This is a genomic window from Methylomonas sp. Kb3 (assembly GCF_002834115.1).
Classification (GTDB): Bacteria; Pseudomonadota; Gammaproteobacteria; order Methylococcales; family Methylomonadaceae; genus Methylomonas; species Methylomonas defluvii.
This window is the reverse complement of the sequence record NZ_PIZT01000020.1, coordinates 17,285-32,158: the sequence shown is the minus strand read 5'-3', so window position 1 is coordinate 32,158 and position 14,874 is coordinate 17,285. Positions and strand designations below refer to the sequence as shown.

Sequence of the window (14,874 nt, the reverse complement as noted above, 5' to 3'; positions counted from 1 at the left end):
TATCGTTTGATTGAAAACTCAATCAATATGGCTCGCCAATCGATTTTCAAAGGGATTATGACAAAATGGCAACAGCCCCTATCATTCAACCCACTCTACTCGTGCAAACCCAATACCGGCATATTATCGATTTTTCTGGCTCCCAAGCTGAAGCTTGGAAGCCAGAATCACCTTCAATCAAACCCCTCATCTTGATTGGCGAAATCGCTAGGGCAGCTGTGCCGCCGGTGCTAACCTGCCGTCATCATGGCTTGCAGGAGTTTTTACGATGAACGATATTAATGACCCGGTTTACGAGCGCCTGCTCAAGGCGGCGCTGGAATGTTTTCTCGCCGACGAATACCACAAAGTCACCACCCGCGCCATCGCCGACCAGGCGGGCGTCAATATCTCGATGATCCGCTATTACTTCGGTAACAAGGAAGGCCTTTACGAAGAAATGATCCGCGAGACGCTCAAGCCCCTCCTGGACATGCTCGACAGCAATACGCTGTCCGAGGCCGGCGGCTTTGCCGACTATCTGCGCCTCTATTACGACACCATGCGCCGGCATCCCGAATTTCCCAAGCTCATCCTCAAGGTGCTTGCCCTCAACCACGGGCCGGGCCGGCGTTTTATCCTGCAGTTGCTGGAGCGCGGCCGCAGCGGTGGCGCAAGGCGGCTGGAACAACTCAAGACAGCCGGGAAGGTGGATGCGGCGATCAATCCCGACGTGGCGCGCATGGCTTTCGTCAGCCTTGCGATGATGCCCATGCTGCTGAAAGACATCTTCGAGGAGCAGATGGGTGGGCAGATGGACGACGCCTTCCTCGACGAACTCGCTGCGCTCAACGGCAAACTATTGGCGGCGGGCATGGCTGCCGCGCAACCGGGGGCATGACATGACGTTACAAAAGAATGTCGGCGCGGTGTGTCGTTTCGCCAAACTCGCCAGATTCGGCGCCTGGTTGCAAAATCTGCGCAACAAACTTGTGCCGGCGCCGTTCCGCCTGATCCAGATCGGTTCGGCCTATTGGCAATCGCGGGCGCTGTCTGTCGCCGCGCGGTTGGACATTGCCGGCGCTTTGGCCGAAAGCGAAGCTAGCGCCCAAACTTTGGCCGACCGGGTCGGCGCCGACGCCGATGCCCTCTACCGCTTGCTGCGCATGTTGGCGGCGATGGGCGTGTTCGAGGAAGTCTCGCCGCGCCGTTTCCGCAATAACAAGCTTTCGTCTTACCTGCGTCCGGATCATCCCAACAGCGTACGGGCGATGGTGCTGATGCACAACTCGCCGGAAATGAGCCGACCATGGTTCGAGGAATTGGAGCAGGGCATTCGTAGCGGCGGAGTACCGTTCGAATCGGCGCACGGGCAGGCGTTTTACGCTTATATGGACGGAAATCCGGAATTCGATGCGCTGTTCGCGCAGGCGATGGATAGCGTGGAAGCCTTGGCCGGGAACAGCTTTGTTACCGATTTCGATTGGTCGCGCTTCGAGCGCATCCTCGACGTCGGCGGCTCCAAGGGTGCAAAATCGCTTGCCATCCTCAAACGCCATCCGCAGCTTACGGCGTTGGTGGCCGACCGCGAACAGGTCATCCAAGGCGCGGCGCAGTTCTGGCAGGAAAAAGGCGAGGGTGCGGCACTGCAACGTATGCACTTCGAAGCCTGGGACCTACTGCAAGCCGTGCCCAAGGCGCATAGCGACAAGGATATTTACCTGCTGAGCGCGGTGCTGCATGGCTTCGACGACGACACTTGCATTGCCGCTTTATCCAGGGTGGCGAGCGCTGCCGCAGACTGTGACGCGACCATCGCCGTGATGGAGATGGTGATGCCGGATAGTCCGACCGACATCGCTGCAGCCTCATTCGACATGCAAATGTTCGTCAACACCCGCGGCCGGGAGCGAACGCTGGCCGAATGGCGGCGACTGTTCGATGCCAGTGGATTGGTACTTCAAGAGGTGGTGAGCTTGCGAACGTTCGGGAAAATATTGGTGCTGCGGGCGGTTCACAGCACCGGCAAGGCCTGATTCCGGAATTCGAATGGCGCGAGTTCGCCTACGGATGAATTTCGGCAGGCTTGGTCATTTCACGGCCGGACGGCCAACAGCATGTCCGGCGGATGGTTGCCGTGGGCCTTACCGGCAAGTCTGAAGGCAATCGACGCAGGGAAGGAAAATCTAAACCACAGGCCAAGCGTTTCTGCTTGATAGGGTTTGTTGCCTAAAGGCCTTTTTCCTGATTTTCTTCTTGGGTTTCGGTTGCCGTTGGCTCTGGAGCATAGTCTTTGGAATCGACTTCAGTTTGTTCGCATTTACCCTTCAATAATTCGATAGCGCCGGGCCAGCAGGATGCTTCGACGTAAAATTTGGCATACCAAAGAAAGGCGACGCCGGAGCAGTCCTCATGGACAATCTTTGGCTGTACGCTGACATCGTCTTCGTAAACTCTTTGCACTTTGCAAAAGTGAACAGGTTCGGACCAGGCGGTATTCGTTGTCAGAGATAACAGGGCTAGGGCAGATATTTTTTTAAGAAACGTCATCTTTTTATCCAAAAATGCTAAAGAGTAGTTTCAATATTCGGCTTTACCATGTTCAAAGTCAAAATTTACATCTGATTTTTTCCGCAAAATACCAAAAACTCAGGGAAGGGAGCTTCTAAAAACCAAAGGAAACGCTATGCTCCGAGACAGGCAGAAGGTTAGAGACTTCCGGGAGACAAGGCGATAATTCAGCAGCGATGGCTTTTCGTCGCAACAAACAGGAAATACAAATGTATTCGTCAGATGATGAAATCGGCATTATCACTGCCTTTGTGGAGCAATTGGAAGAGCAGTCCATTCCGCGCGCGTTGGCCGTTAAAAAAAGAGTGGAAGAGGGCGATACGCTGAACGAGATTGAAATCATGCATTTTGAACAAATGCTTTCAGAGGCCAGCACTATGATGCCACTATTGAAGCACCACCCTGAATATCAAAAGTTGATCGCTGAATTGGCCAATTTGTACAACGATATTTCGGAACGCGCTTTGAGTAACCAGTTAAACGGAAAAACCTAAAAAGCCGATGCTCTGAATATAGATAAGCCGCGATTTAGGCGCACAAAAAAGCCGGGCGTACCCGGCTTTATGGAACTGCAACGCTAAACGGCTGCTATTCGAAAGAAACTTCTTCCAGGCTGGCTAAGCAGCCTAGGCCTCTGGCAAATTCTTGCAATTCGCTCGCCATATGAAAATTAATGATGGAGTTCGTCTTTAGATCCACAACGGCGTATTCGACAATCGTATCGTTGTTCTGCAACCTCGGCTTGTACTTCAACAACTTCTTCGACTCCTTGGCCAGCTTACGATTTAGCCGAGTGGTTAGCGCGCGAATTGAAACCAATTTTTTCATATCCGATCTCCATACGTTAAAACGGAAATCGCAGTATAAGTGATTTTGACGGTTTTATGACATTGCCCAGCAAAAAGCCTGAGACCCTGAGCACAATGTGTGGAATGTGCAGTTTTCACGATGGCATTAAACAGGCGGGAAAATTAACTGGCTAGCCTGAGCAAAGTCGATAATATAGCGCCATGCTGTTTGTATTGAATCCGGCGGAACCGCTTCCGCATTAACCATGAGGGCTGTCATGTCTGAGCATACCAACGCTTTTCAATCACTATTTTCCGAAAGCGCGGGGCGCGAGCCTATAGAGATTTGGCTGACGACTGCCGACCAGCAAGCCTTGTTACAACCACAGACCAGTGGTTTTGGTTTTAACAACCCTCTCGGCGATGTGCCGGTAATAGCGGTCGATACCGGCGATGTTTATCAAACCGTGGAAGCTTTTGGCTTCTCCTTGACCGGCGGCAGCGCCATGCTGATTGCGGCACTGCCCAACGTCGAACGGCAAGCTTTGTTGCAGGAACTATTTTTGCCAGATGGTGACGGGATCGGCGTCAGCTGTTTGCGGCTTAGTATCGGCGCTTCCGATTTAAGCGAGCGTTGCTTTAGCTATGACGACATGCCCGATGGTCAGACTGACATGGAACTGGCGCATTTTGATTTGAATGCCGGCGATATCGAGGTTATTCCGCTACTCCAAGATATTCTGGCGCTCAATCCAACTATTCGAATTATCGCCACCGCGTGGTCGGCACCGCGTTGGATGAAGACTAACCAAGCGTTTATCGGCGGCAAACTTAAGCCCGAATGCTATGCCGTCTACGCGGCGTATTTGGTGAAATATCTGCAAGCGATGCGCGAACGCGGCATCGTGATTCATGGTATCACGCCGCAGAACGAGCCGCTCAATCAAAAAAACGAGCCCAGCATGGCGATGGAAGCGCCGGAGCAGGCTGCATTTATCAAACATCATTTGGGACCGGCCTTGCGCGAGGCGGGATTAGCTGATGTGGAAGTGTTTTGCTGGGATCACAATTGCGATGTCAAAGAGTACCCGTTGACGGTCTTCGCCGACGCCGACGCTCGCCAGTATCTCAGCGGCTCCGCTTGGCATCTGTATGGCGGTGATATTTCGGTATTATCGGAAGTGCATCAAGCTTACCCCGACATGAAACTGTATTTCACCGAACAATGGGTGGGTTCGGACGGCGAGTTTGGTGGCGATTTAATGTGGCACGCCCGCCACGTGTTGATCGGTTCGTTGCGGCACTGGAGCAGGGCGGTGTTGGAATGGAATTTGGCCTCCGATCCGTTTTGCGGGCCGCACACGCCGGGCGGCGAAGCCCGCTGCGTGGGCGCGTTGACAATAGACGGCGATCAGGTCACTCGCAATGTCGCGTATTACGTGATTGCCCACGCGGCCAAGTTTGTCCGGCCCGGTTCCGTGCGGATTGCTTCCGGCGTGCAAAACGACTATTTGCCTAACGTGGCCTTCCGCACGCCGGCGGGTTTTATCGTATTGATCGTGTTAAACGACGCAGTCGAGCCTCAAGCCTTTGCTATCCACTATCAAGGCAAAAACGCGCTTGTTGAGATACCGGGCAGAGCAGTGGCTACCTATGTGTGGGCAGCCTAGCGGCATTTAGCCCAGTAGTACATCGACCCGGCGAAATTGCCCTAAACGTAACGCTTCTGCTACCGGGCCTGAGACACTGGCTGCGGTTAGGGTTTGTGTCGTGCCGTCTCGACCATACAACCGGTACTCAATCGGTTTGACTGCCTCCGGGCCAAACGTATCGCGGCGTTGCGGATTGCTGTAAACCAGTAGCGTCGAACCGAAGAGCGTGCAGGTCGCACTAGCGGCCGGCAAGGTTTCAGGCTCGACAAACGGCGTGGCAATTTGTGCTTCAGCGGAAAAAAACGCGGCAGCCAACAGCGGTGTCGGTTTAAATGCCAAGATGCCGGCTTCCCATGTAAACGGTGCCGGCCCCAGGAACAGGTGCGTCCACAAATGCAAAAACTCCACGGTCGCGCCGGATAATCGGGCCACGCAGCCGCGGCCGTGCTGGCGGGCATCGATTGTAAAACCGCTACTGACCAAAAAGCTGGAGTTTTCGATGGGATTGCGTTTGTATTCGCCCGGGTCGTGAAAAGGCACCAATAGTGATTCGATGTGGGCGTAAAACTCATCGACCAAGCCGGCACGCACCATCTCCAGTACAAACTTGTAATGCATGTGTAAAAAGATCGAGCCGTTCTCCAGCCAGCCGTAGTTAAAAACCCCGATACGTCCCAAGTCCAGCGCCCGGTCACCCAAGGGTTCGTTGACCCGGTACATGCCCAGTTTGGCATCGTATAAATCCGAATTGCGCACAGCTTGATACAGGGTCTGCGCCTGCATCGGGTCGGCGATCCGTAAGGCGTGCACAAAACCTTCCAGGAATAACGGCAGCGGTTTTTGCTGAAAGCGGGTGACGGCGATGCCCCCGGTTTCCAACTCATGATATTGCTCTGCCTCGTACGCAAAATAGGTAACTATGCCTTGGGGCGTGCGGGCTTTGTCGATTGCGGCGTCCAGGTAGTGGGCTACCAAGCGCAGGAAGGCTTGAATGTCAGACAGTGCCAGAGCCTGTTCGGCACCGGAAAAGCCCATGAATACCTGTTGCCGATAGACTTCTTTCAACGCGCCGCTTTCCTGCCAGAACAGTTCCGGCGTCAAATCATCGCGAGTTAACAACTTATGCAACGCCGTCACAAAGTCCGCCAATTCGACGGGTACGGCGCACGCTTCCTTCAATTGGATCAGCGCGCTGAAGGTAAAATCCACCAGGCGCTTCAACTCGATGGTTTCGTTGACCGACGAGCCTAAAATGCCGGGCAGGCCGTTTAAGGCATCACACCAGCCAGGCCGGTCCGCCTCCATTTCAATGCCCACGCCGGCGGGGTCGAGCGTCGCCAGCTTATTGGCGACCAGGGTCAGAATCTTCCCCAATAAACTGGTGTAGACAATCTCGCCGTGGCCGGCTTGCGAACGTACTTGGTAACGGCGCTGCTGTCGCGCATCGATCAATGCCTTTTTCTCCGGGCAATAGCGCACGGCATTGTATTGGCGCACGCCGTTTGCCGTGACCACATATTTTTGTGTGCGCGCCGCGACCTTATGAGTAGGGTCGAAAAAGCTGTAGGTTTTGTCCTGAAATAAACCGGCCAAACGATCCGGAAAAATCGCCGCGTAACTAAGCAATAAGTCCACCAGATAGGTCCAGTGATCCGACCAATAACCGCGGTCGAATTCAGCATCTTCCAATTCTTGGGCGTGGGACAAAACAGTAGTCAGGATGTTTTCCGCATCGTCCGCGGCTCCCACGATTTCCACCAGTTCCGCATACTTAAATTCTTTGTGTAGCAAGGGCTCCAGTTCTGGAAAACGCCCGTAGAAGTGCGCAAAATTTGCCGGTGCATCCACGACAAACCGCGAGTTGCGCAAAGCACAAGGGTTATAGCCATCCGGCTGAATCAGATTGAAAAAATAGCGAATGTTCTTGGCATCCAAGGCCGGGTCGAAGAACAAATCCATGCGCCGATTTTGCAACACATCGCGAAAATCGCCGTTACCTTCGGAATAGGGCGTGTCCTGCAATAAAAAATCGTTGTAATCGCGTTCCAGATCGCCGTGCTTGCGACCAAACAAATACAAATGCGCGCCGCCCGGCACCGGCATGGAAAAGCCGCCGCGCAAACCGTTGTCCAGATAACATTGGCGGGCGTGAGCATCGAATAGCGGCTGGGCGGTGGCGGTGAACGCGCGTTGCCTGATGTTATTAACCAAGCTACGATTGATCTCGCGCTTTGCCTCGAAATAGCCTGGTTGCAGAGCTTCAAGCAGAAATTGATCGAAAATTCCACGGGAGCCGGCGTGACCGTACACGCCGTAAAACACCCGGCTTTCACCGGGCTGCAAAGACAGCTTAAGATGTTGAAACGCCGCCGGCGTTTGATTGCCGCAGACTTGCTCGGCAAAGTCCAAGGGCTGGTCTGAAAAAAATCGCTCCGCTTGCGAAAAATCGCCGGCCAAACCAAAAATCCGCTCCGGATCGACAATAGCTTGATTGTGCTGACCATCCAAAAAGCCGACGAAGAAATTGCCGGCAATCACCGGCTCCACCTGCGGGCTGTCGGTGGGCCAGACTTTCAAGCGATAAAACGGCCGATTTTCCGCCGCGCCCTCCACCCGCATAAAGGCCTCGGACGTGCGGCTCATGAATTTGAGGATCCATTGATTCATCGCATAAGGCAGCACTTGCGGCAAGCCATCGACGATCTCGAGGTGTAGGGCTTTATCCATGGTGTTGGCAATCTCTACCCGCCGCAGCAACCCGGCAACCGGCGCTTCGGCTAGCGTGAACACGTCGGCGCGCAAGCGTAAACCCAGTGGGGGATTGACTTCCTCCACGCCTACTTCATGCGGAGTCACGTAAAGACGTTGCTTCACCTCCAGCCCAGCACCACGTTGAAACGGCTCGTATGGGCGAGTATGCTGGCCGTCGTCAATTTTCAAAAACGTGCGAAACCCGCGCGACGGCGTCAGTTGGTAGGCCTTGTCCGCCGGGAAAAACTCTAAAAATGCCCCGTCCTTATTCCGCACCCCAAAACTGGCAATCGCCTGGCCGCGATTCACATAAAACGCCCAGGCCGGACGTCCATGCATGCCGGCAATCCCCGGCAGAAAGCTGGCGAAGGGGGCGCAGTCGTTATACCGTTCGATGACAAAGCATTGGTCACCGGCGAAGAAATAGCGGGGCTGATTCATGGGGATACCGTTGTTTTCGGGATTGAAAGTACTACAACTCTAGCAAGCGTTTTACTAAGTGCCAGCATGGTTCCTACGTGGTGACAGTTCGCTTTAAAAAAGAAGGCTGATGTGTGCAGACTGCATGGTTTAACAGCCTGCTGAGCGCTTAAACAATTAAACTGCGTCATATACCATAAACCAATTCGGTCAAATCCCCGCCTAAGCAGTCTTTTCTCGTCGTATTTATCCAGGAAAATCGCTGAACTACAGTTAATTCCCAGTTAATACTTCGGAAAAACTTCCTGTAAGCCTTTGAAATAAAATAATAAGCTCGCAAGCGACGCACAGGGGCAGTCAAAGCCCTATATTCGGCCCTAAATTTGCTTTGTTTATAGGTTTTTATAAGAAATCGCGCGTCTGAATTGGCCCTTACCCTGATTGTGGCAACCTCCATGAGCACACAACACACTGTCCGCCCCTGTTTATTCTTGATTGGATTCACACTCATTTTGCACGCTGAAGGACATAAATCATGACAGCCACAATAATGCCCGACAAAGGGTTGGCTGAGTTCTACCAAGAGCATCATTCCTGGCTGCTCGGTTGGCTAAACCGCCGCGTTCAATGCCGCTTGCAGGCCGAAGACCACGCGCACGATACCTTCATGCGCGTCCTTACCGCACAGGATATGCAAGCCATTCGCGAGCCGCGCGCCTATCTGACGACGATTGCCAAAGGCTTGTTGATCAATGATTGGCGCCGCGCTGCTATCGAACAAGCCTACTGGGATTCCGTGGCGGCGTACCCGGAGCCATTGGCGCCATCGCCCGAAGAGCATGCCATCATCCTCGCCACCCTACAGGAAATCGATGCCTTGCTGGACGAACTACCCGCCAAAGTCCGTAGCGCATTTCTGCTGTCGCAACTGGATGGCTTAACTTATGTACAGATAGGGCAACGCTTGGGGGTTTCCGATAGGATGGTGAAAAAATACATGGCCCGAGCGATGTTGCATTGCCTCACCGCCACACTATAAACAATCATGGCTAAACGACATCATCCGGACATTCACCCCCGCATCCTGGCAGAGGCAGCGGAATGGTTTGCGGTATTGGAATCAGGCGCTACCAGTCAAACTGAACAGCAACAATGGCAGGCTTGGCTGGCGTCGCATCCCGCGCATTGGGCGGCTTGGTCTCGGGTGGAATTTTTTACCCATAAATTCGATGGCCTGCCCACGCAAACCGCAGCGGCGGCCTTAGGCTCGCCGGATATGCAGCGCCGTCAGGCTCTTAAAAACTTGGCGATTTTGGCTGCGGTAGGCTTGTCCGGCTTTGAGTTGTGGCGGTCCGATTATCTGAGAGGGTGGCGAGCTGATTACCGAACCGGCATAGGCGCCACGCGCAGCCTTAGCTTGGCGGATGGCAGCCGCATCGAGATGGATGCGGCCAGTGCTATCGACGTTGACTTTTCGACTGACTTGCGCAGAATCCGCCTGCTAAGCGGCGAAATTTATATTGAAACCGCACCGGACAGCAACGGCCAGCATCGCCCGTTCGTCGTAGATAGTGCGGAAGGTCGGGTTAGGGCAATTGGTACCCGCTTCAGCGTTCACCAACAACATGAAGAAAGCCAAACCAGTGTCTACGCCGGTGCCGTGGAGATCACCCCAAGCGGCCCCGGTGCCAGTCACCAGACCTTAAGCGCCGGACAGCAAGCCCAGTTTAACGCCCAAGCCATCGCCCCCATTCAAGCCACCGAACTCAATCAACCGGCCTGGACCCAAGGCTTTTTGTTAGCCGACAATCAGCCACTCGGCGAATTTGTGGTGCAACTCAAACGCTATCGCCATGGCTACATCACCTGTGCGCCGGAGATTGCCGAACTGCGCATCGTTGGTGCCTACCCCATTCACGACACCGACCGGATTCTAGCCGAGCTGGAAAAAACCTTGCCGGTTAAAGTATCGCAAGTGTCGCCGTTGTGGGTGAGGATTGAGCGGCGTTGAGTTTTGCGCTGGCGGCCCATGGCTGTCTCAGATAACCTGCAAGCCCAAAAACTGTTCGAATGGCAGAAAATCCTTATCCGAATGCAACAATGGCATCTGCTTTTCAATGCAGGAAGTCGCAATCAGGGTGTCGATGGTTTTGCGAATGGTGATACCTTGCTTGCGTAGACTTCTAAAGTTTTCCGCACTCTTTAAACTAATCTCCCTACCAAGCATGGTGTGCATGGGCAAAGCACATAACATCGCTTTTGCGGTTTGGTAATCCTGATCGTTGCGAAAACCCTGCAACACTTCCACCAAAATCAAATCGCCCGTGCACACAGGCTTTACACCTAGCAAACCGTCCAGTTTTTGGGTAGCGATGGTTTCCGTGCCGTTGAAATAATCGATCCACACGCTGGAATCGACCAAAATCACCGCTCAGCCCGCATTTGATCTAAATCGCCTTCCCACTTTAATTGACCTTTCATTTTTTTGATGGCTTCCTGCTGCTTTAGCATCAATAAAGTTTTTAAGCCCTGTTCGACCGCTTCGCGCTTGGTTTTAATGCCTGTCACGCTTAAAACATCGGCCATTAGTGCTTCATCAATCATGATATTGGTCCGCATCGGAATCTCCGTGTGTATGATATTTGAAAATCATACATCACAACTAGCGATTTGTCTCCGCCCATACTATTTACCAGGCAAACCGCGCATATGCACAATGATGCACGGAGAAGCCTATAAAAAGCATAGGTTAGTAACTATTTGATTATTAACAACATAAAAAAATAATTGCAAATAATCGAAAAAAATTAACCTTTGCGGTTCCCTTTTTCGCTTTTCGATTGGCAAGTGAATTGAAACCTAAACAAACCAAGGGAGTGACCCCATGTCCAAGCGAAAACCCAAGTACCGCATCGACAAAACCAGTAGCAGCGTGCAACAAGCCCTGACCGGGTTGGTGCTGGCAACCTCGCTGGCGGCCATGCCCGCCCTTGCCGCCGAACCCGCCGGTACCGAGCGCAGCTATCACATCAGCAGTGGCACCTTGAGCCATGCGCTAAGCCAGTTCGCCGGCAACGCCGGGATTATGCTTTCGGCAGATGCCCGTTTAACCGATGGCAAAACCAGCCAGGGGCTGGAGGGAGAATTTACCGTAGAGCGAGGTTTACAGAAGTTGTTGGTGGGAACTGGCTTGACCTACACGTTTACGGCGGGTGATGCGGTGGCGATTAAAGTGGCGGAAGCGCCTGCTGACGTATCGACGTTGCCGGCGGTGAGGGTGGAGGGAAAGGCGGTTTATGATTCGGCTGATCCTTATAACCCGGATTACAATCGGAGAAACGCTTCAACTGCAACTAAAATCGACACGGCACTGATGGAAACTCCGATGTCCGTACAGGTGATTCCGCAAGCAGTTATTCGCGATCAACAAGCCTTTCGTTTGCAGGATGCCTTGAAAAACGTTAGCGGCGTGCAGCAAAAGTCTTCGAATGGCGGCACCACCGGTGGTGCCGATGCGTACGTGGTGCGCGGCTTTGAATTGGGCTTTAGAAGCAACTACTATCGCAACGGCATCCGCATGCAAAAAAGCAGCGCCGACTTTGCCAACCTTGACCGGGTTGAAGTCGTCAAAGGTCCGGCTTCCGGCTTGTACGGTCGTATCGAAGCCGGCGGTTTGATCAACTTGGTGACCAAAAAGCCCTTGGCCGACCCTTACTATTCGATCGAACAACGCTTTGGTTCCTACGATTATTACCGCACCGAAGCTACCGCGACCGGCCCGGTCACTGACGACAAATCGCTGGCCTACCGCTTGGACATGTCGTATCTCGATAGCAATTCGTTTCGGGACAACGTCTTTAATGACCGGATATTTTTCGCCCCCAGTCTGAGCTGGAAGCCTACGGATCGCACCGAGCTGAATCTTTCGGTGGAATACCTGGACGACGAAAAAACGTACGACTCGGGACTGCCGGTGACCGGCAACCGGGTCGCGCCGGCGCTGATTTCTCGAACCTTCGCCCAGCAAGGGCTGGCGGACAAGGACTCCTACTGGTTGGTCGATTTCAATTGGTCGCACAGCTTCAACGATAACTGGAAGATCAGAAACGGTATGGTCATTGTCGAAGGTGACGCCAATTTGCAAGAAACCTATGCCGACGGTAAGGCGGCGGTAAACGGCGATACGCCGCGCGGCGCCTGGTTTGGCGGTTTGGGGTACGATACTCAAACCGTGTATCTGGATTTGACCGGCAAATTCAATACCTTTGGCATAGACCACAACATGCTGATCGGTGGCGATTATTACCATCAGCGCACGCGCGACCAAGCGACGGCGCGTGCTCTGGATACGGTCAACATTTTCCAGAGCATGCCCTTGTTTGATGTACAAGCCGCCATGCAGCCACCATTTGGTTATAGCGCTATCGAAGACAATGAGTGGTTTGGGGTTTATGGTCAGGACGAGATCACGTTGTGGGATAAACTCCATGTCATGGGCGGTTTGCGTTACGACATCTCGACTTACGGCTACGGCTATTCCGATCAGAATTTGGCGCTGGCCAGTGCGGCATACGACGATATTGAGGAAAACAATTTAAGCCCGCGCGTCGGTATTCTCTACGAGGCGAGCGACTGGTTGTCGTTGTACGGCCATTATGTCGAGTCCTTCGGTGCTAACAACGGCCGGCAGGCGTCCGGCAAGCCGTTTGCGCCGCAGACTTCCGCGGAATTCGAGGGCGGTATCAAGACCTCGTTCTTCGACGGCAAGTTAACCAGCACTCTGGCTTACTACCATTTGACCAAGCAAAACGTGCTGACGCCCGACCCGGTGACGCCAAACCTCAGCGTTGCCATCGGCGAAGCGCGCAGCCAGGGCTTGGAATGGGATGTCAGCGGCCAGTTGACGAATGCACTGAGCATGATCGGGACCTATGCCTATACCGATACCGAAATAACCAAGGACAACTCCGGCGTCCAAGGCAACCGATTACCCTACGCGCCATTGCATTCCGGCAGTTTGTGGATGAAGTACGATTTTCAACAGGACTTCCTAAAGGGCTTCAGCGTCGGCGCCGGCATTTATGCCGCCGGTTTGCGCTATGGCGACCGGGACAACAGCTTTTATGACGACGCATATGCCCGCCTGGATTTAATGGCGGCTTATCGTATGAATATCGGCAAGACCCGCCTGACTGCCCAGGTTAACATCAACAACGTGTCTTCGACCCAGTATTACATCCAACGCGCAACTTGGTCGAATAACCCGGCGGAACCGTTGATGGCTTTTGGTTCGATTCGTTTGGAATATTGAGACGGGGCAGGGGATGGGCAACGCTGAACCGGTACTTTCCCACTCCGCCCGGCGCTTAACTGAGCTAAAACGCCGCCGCAAGCTCTGGCTGCAAATTCATTTGTGGCTGGGCTTGCTGGCCGGGTCGGTTTTATTGATCGCCGGCCTGACCGGTAGCATCATTACCTTCTGGCAGGAGCTGGATGCGGTGTTGAACCCGGCCTTGCATCAGGTTTCGGCGGCGGCAGAGGGCGTAGCGTCTTACCGGCCGCTGGACGAAATCATAGCCGCCGCTGATAGTGCCATGCCGACCGACGCCAAGCGTGGTTATATTTATTACCCGCGCCACGCCGAACAAGCCTTCTGGCTGTTTTACGAGCTGCCGGCCGGCGGCGAGGCGCGTTAGCATACCTGGAACGCCTTCGTCGACCCTTACACGGCCCGAGTCACGGGCATCCGCTTGTGGGAGCATGCGGACGATTTATTAGCCGGCAGCCTGATCGGTTTTGTATTCAAGCTGCATTATGCCTTACTGCTGGATTGGGACGACGGCAGCTGGATCGTCGGTACCGTCGCCATTTTGAGTGCCATTTCAGTACTGACCGGTTTGATTTTGTGGTGGCCGCTGACCGGACGCTGGCGCAGCGCGTTGACAATCAAACCGCGGGCCAGTGTCGAGCGCTTCAACCACGATCTGCACAAAACCCTGGGTTTTTACAGCGGCTTGATTCTGTTCGGGGTGATGCTGTCCGGGGTGTATTTTAATTTCGGCGAGCCATTTCGCTGGCTGGTCGATTGCTTCTCGCCAACCAAGCCGCTGGAACAGTTCCATTCCGTCGCTCGCCCTGGCCCTAAGCCCCTCTCGGCAGATCGAGCCTTGATGCTGGCCGACCAAGCCACGCCGGCCGGCCAGTGGTATTGGCTGAAACTGCCCGATGCCGCCGATGGGACGTTCATTTTTACCAAACACGTTGATTTCGGCGGTGTGTTTCGCGGCCGTTGGCAAATAGTCTTAGACCAATCCGACGGGAAAATTCTGCATGTTGCCACGCCCTTGTCCGGCGGGGCCGGCAACGTGTTTTTACAGTGGCAGTGGCCGTTGCATTCCGGCCAGTTCCTGCGCCTACCGGGCCGTGTGCTGGTATTGGCCAGCGGGCTGGTTTGCGCGGCGCTGTTCGTCACCGGTTTGATTCGCTGGCTACAAAAGCGAAGGGCTGCAAAACAAGTGCGTATTCGAAAGCCTAACTAAACTTGTCGCAGGGCCGTAGGGGTGAGGCAAGAACCCCAACATGATGGCCTATCCCAATATTGATGGTCTAAAAGTGATCAATCACTTTATTGTTGCGTTGCTGATGGTTTGCGGGTGGTTTTATGGTTGTCGTGTTGCGGTTGGTGCCTCACTCCAACGATAAACTCAGGGCGA

Annotated in this window: 13 protein-coding genes and 1 pseudogene; 9 read left to right on the top strand and 5 right to left on the bottom strand. The window is 53.9% G+C overall.

Going from position 1 to position 14,874, the window contains the following annotated elements; translation table 11 throughout:
- The 3 genes from CWO84_RS24650 to CWO84_RS13165 form a co-directional block, all read left to right on the top strand.
- A partial coding sequence (locus CWO84_RS24650) for a hypothetical protein (RefSeq protein WP_205800378.1) occupies positions 1-195 on the top strand: 195 nt, incomplete at its 5' end.
- Between the two features lie 73 nt (positions 196-268).
- Positions 269-880 (top strand): TetR/AcrR family transcriptional regulator, encoded by a 612-nt coding sequence (locus CWO84_RS13170; protein ID WP_033156175.1) that lies wholly within the window; start codon positions 269-271, stop codon positions 878-880.
- Between the two features lies 1 nt (position 881).
- Positions 882-2,015, top strand: a complete 1,134-nt coding sequence (locus CWO84_RS13165) for a methyltransferase (protein ID WP_033156176.1) — start codon at positions 882-884, stop codon at positions 2,013-2,015.
- A gap of 193 nt (positions 2,016-2,208) precedes the next feature.
- Here the strand turns inward: CWO84_RS13165 and CWO84_RS13160 are convergent, their stop codons facing one another.
- Positions 2,209-2,529, bottom strand: coding sequence for a hypothetical protein (locus CWO84_RS13160; RefSeq protein ID WP_033156177.1), 321 nt, complete (start codon positions 2,527-2,529; stop codon positions 2,209-2,211).
- A gap of 230 nt (positions 2,530-2,759) precedes the next feature.
- Between CWO84_RS13160 and CWO84_RS13155 the strand changes: the two genes are divergently transcribed.
- Positions 2,760-3,044: a hypothetical protein gene (locus tag CWO84_RS13155; RefSeq protein WP_133120677.1), complete on the top strand. Its 285-nt coding sequence runs from the start codon at positions 2,760-2,762 to the stop codon at positions 3,042-3,044.
- Positions 3,045-3,138: 94 nt separating this feature from the next.
- Here CWO84_RS13155 and CWO84_RS13150 read toward each other — a convergent pair whose 3' ends face one another.
- A complete protein-coding gene (locus CWO84_RS13150; RefSeq protein ID WP_033156179.1) occupies positions 3,139-3,378 on the bottom strand; it encodes a hypothetical protein in 240 nt (79 codons plus the stop codon).
- Between the two features lie 238 nt (positions 3,379-3,616).
- Here CWO84_RS13150 and CWO84_RS13145 point away from each other — a divergent pair, with 238 nt between their 5' ends.
- Positions 3,617-5,008 carry a glycoside hydrolase family 30 beta sandwich domain-containing protein gene (locus CWO84_RS13145; protein ID WP_033156180.1) on the top strand — a complete coding sequence of 464 codons (1,392 nt, stop codon included), beginning with the start codon at positions 3,617-3,619 and terminating at the stop codon, positions 5,006-5,008.
- 6 nt (positions 5,009-5,014) lie between these two features.
- Here the strand turns inward: CWO84_RS13145 and CWO84_RS13140 are convergent, their stop codons facing one another.
- Positions 5,015-8,182, bottom strand: a complete 3,168-nt coding sequence (locus tag CWO84_RS13140; RefSeq protein WP_101053122.1) for a hypothetical protein — start codon at positions 8,180-8,182, stop codon at positions 5,015-5,017.
- A gap of 514 nt (positions 8,183-8,696) precedes the next feature.
- On the opposite strand from CWO84_RS13140, the gene CWO84_RS13135 reads away from it, so the two are divergent.
- Both CWO84_RS13135 and CWO84_RS13130 read left to right on the top strand, forming a co-directional pair.
- Complete coding sequence (locus tag CWO84_RS13135) at positions 8,697-9,200, top strand: sigma-70 family RNA polymerase sigma factor (RefSeq protein WP_101053120.1); 504 nt, start codon at positions 8,697-8,699, stop codon at positions 9,198-9,200.
- A 6-nt stretch (positions 9,201-9,206) separates the two neighbouring features.
- Positions 9,207-10,172, top strand: a complete 966-nt coding sequence (locus CWO84_RS13130) for a FecR domain-containing protein (protein ID WP_101053118.1) — start codon at positions 9,207-9,209, stop codon at positions 10,170-10,172.
- Positions 10,173-10,199: 27 nt separating this feature from the next.
- On the opposite strand, the gene CWO84_RS13125 is transcribed toward CWO84_RS13130, so the two are convergent.
- Both CWO84_RS13125 and CWO84_RS13120 read right to left on the bottom strand, forming a co-directional pair.
- The gene (locus CWO84_RS13125) at positions 10,200-10,589 is read right to left on the bottom strand and encodes a PIN domain nuclease (RefSeq protein ID WP_101053116.1); all 390 of its coding nucleotides are present in this window, start codon (positions 10,587-10,589) and stop codon (positions 10,200-10,202) included.
- Positions 10,586-10,780, bottom strand: coding sequence for a type II toxin-antitoxin system VapB family antitoxin (locus tag CWO84_RS13120; protein WP_033156185.1), 195 nt, complete (start codon positions 10,778-10,780; stop codon positions 10,586-10,588). The genes CWO84_RS13125 and CWO84_RS13120 overlap by 4 nt, the downstream gene beginning before the upstream one ends.
- A 265-nt stretch (positions 10,781-11,045) precedes the next feature.
- On the opposite strand from CWO84_RS13120, the gene CWO84_RS13115 reads away from it, so the two are divergent.
- Entirely contained in the window at positions 11,046-13,472 is a 2,427-nt protein-coding gene (locus CWO84_RS13115) for a TonB-dependent receptor (protein ID WP_101053114.1), read from the top strand.
- 13 nt (positions 13,473-13,485) lie between these two features.
- A pseudogene (locus CWO84_RS13105) lies at positions 13,486-14,700 on the top strand (PepSY-associated TM helix domain-containing protein).
- The last annotated feature ends 174 nt before the right edge of the window (positions 14,701-14,874 follow it).

Excerpts from the sequence above, each read along its gene's own strand:
- CWO84_RS13170 (WP_033156175.1), top strand. The coding sequence starts at position 269 with ATGAACGATATTAATGACCCGGTTTACGAGCGCCTGCTCAAGGCGGCG.
- CWO84_RS13165 (WP_033156176.1), top strand. The coding sequence starts at position 882 with ATGACGTTACAAAAGAATGTCGGCGCGGTGTGTCGTTTCGCCAAACTC.
- CWO84_RS13160 (WP_033156177.1), bottom strand. The coding sequence starts at position 2,529 with ATGACGTTTCTTAAAAAAATATCTGCCCTAGCCCTGTTATCTCTGACA.
- CWO84_RS13155 (WP_133120677.1), top strand. The coding sequence starts at position 2,760 with ATGTATTCGTCAGATGATGAAATCGGCATTATCACTGCCTTTGTGGAG.
- CWO84_RS13150 (WP_033156179.1), bottom strand. The coding sequence starts at position 3,378 with ATGAAAAAATTGGTTTCAATTCGCGCGCTAACCACTCGGCTAAATCGT.
- CWO84_RS13145 (WP_033156180.1), top strand. The coding sequence starts at position 3,617 with ATGTCTGAGCATACCAACGCTTTTCAATCACTATTTTCCGAAAGCGCG.
- CWO84_RS13140 (WP_101053122.1), bottom strand. The coding sequence starts at position 8,182 with ATGAATCAGCCCCGCTATTTCTTCGCCGGTGACCAATGCTTTGTCATC.
- CWO84_RS13135 (WP_101053120.1), top strand. The coding sequence starts at position 8,697 with ATGACAGCCACAATAATGCCCGACAAAGGGTTGGCTGAGTTCTACCAA.
- CWO84_RS13130 (WP_101053118.1), top strand. The coding sequence starts at position 9,207 with ATGGCTAAACGACATCATCCGGACATTCACCCCCGCATCCTGGCAGAG.
- CWO84_RS13120 (WP_033156185.1), bottom strand. The coding sequence starts at position 10,780 with ATGCGGACCAATATCATGATTGATGAAGCACTAATGGCCGATGTTTTA.
- CWO84_RS13115 (WP_101053114.1), top strand. The coding sequence starts at position 11,046 with ATGTCCAAGCGAAAACCCAAGTACCGCATCGACAAAACCAGTAGCAGC.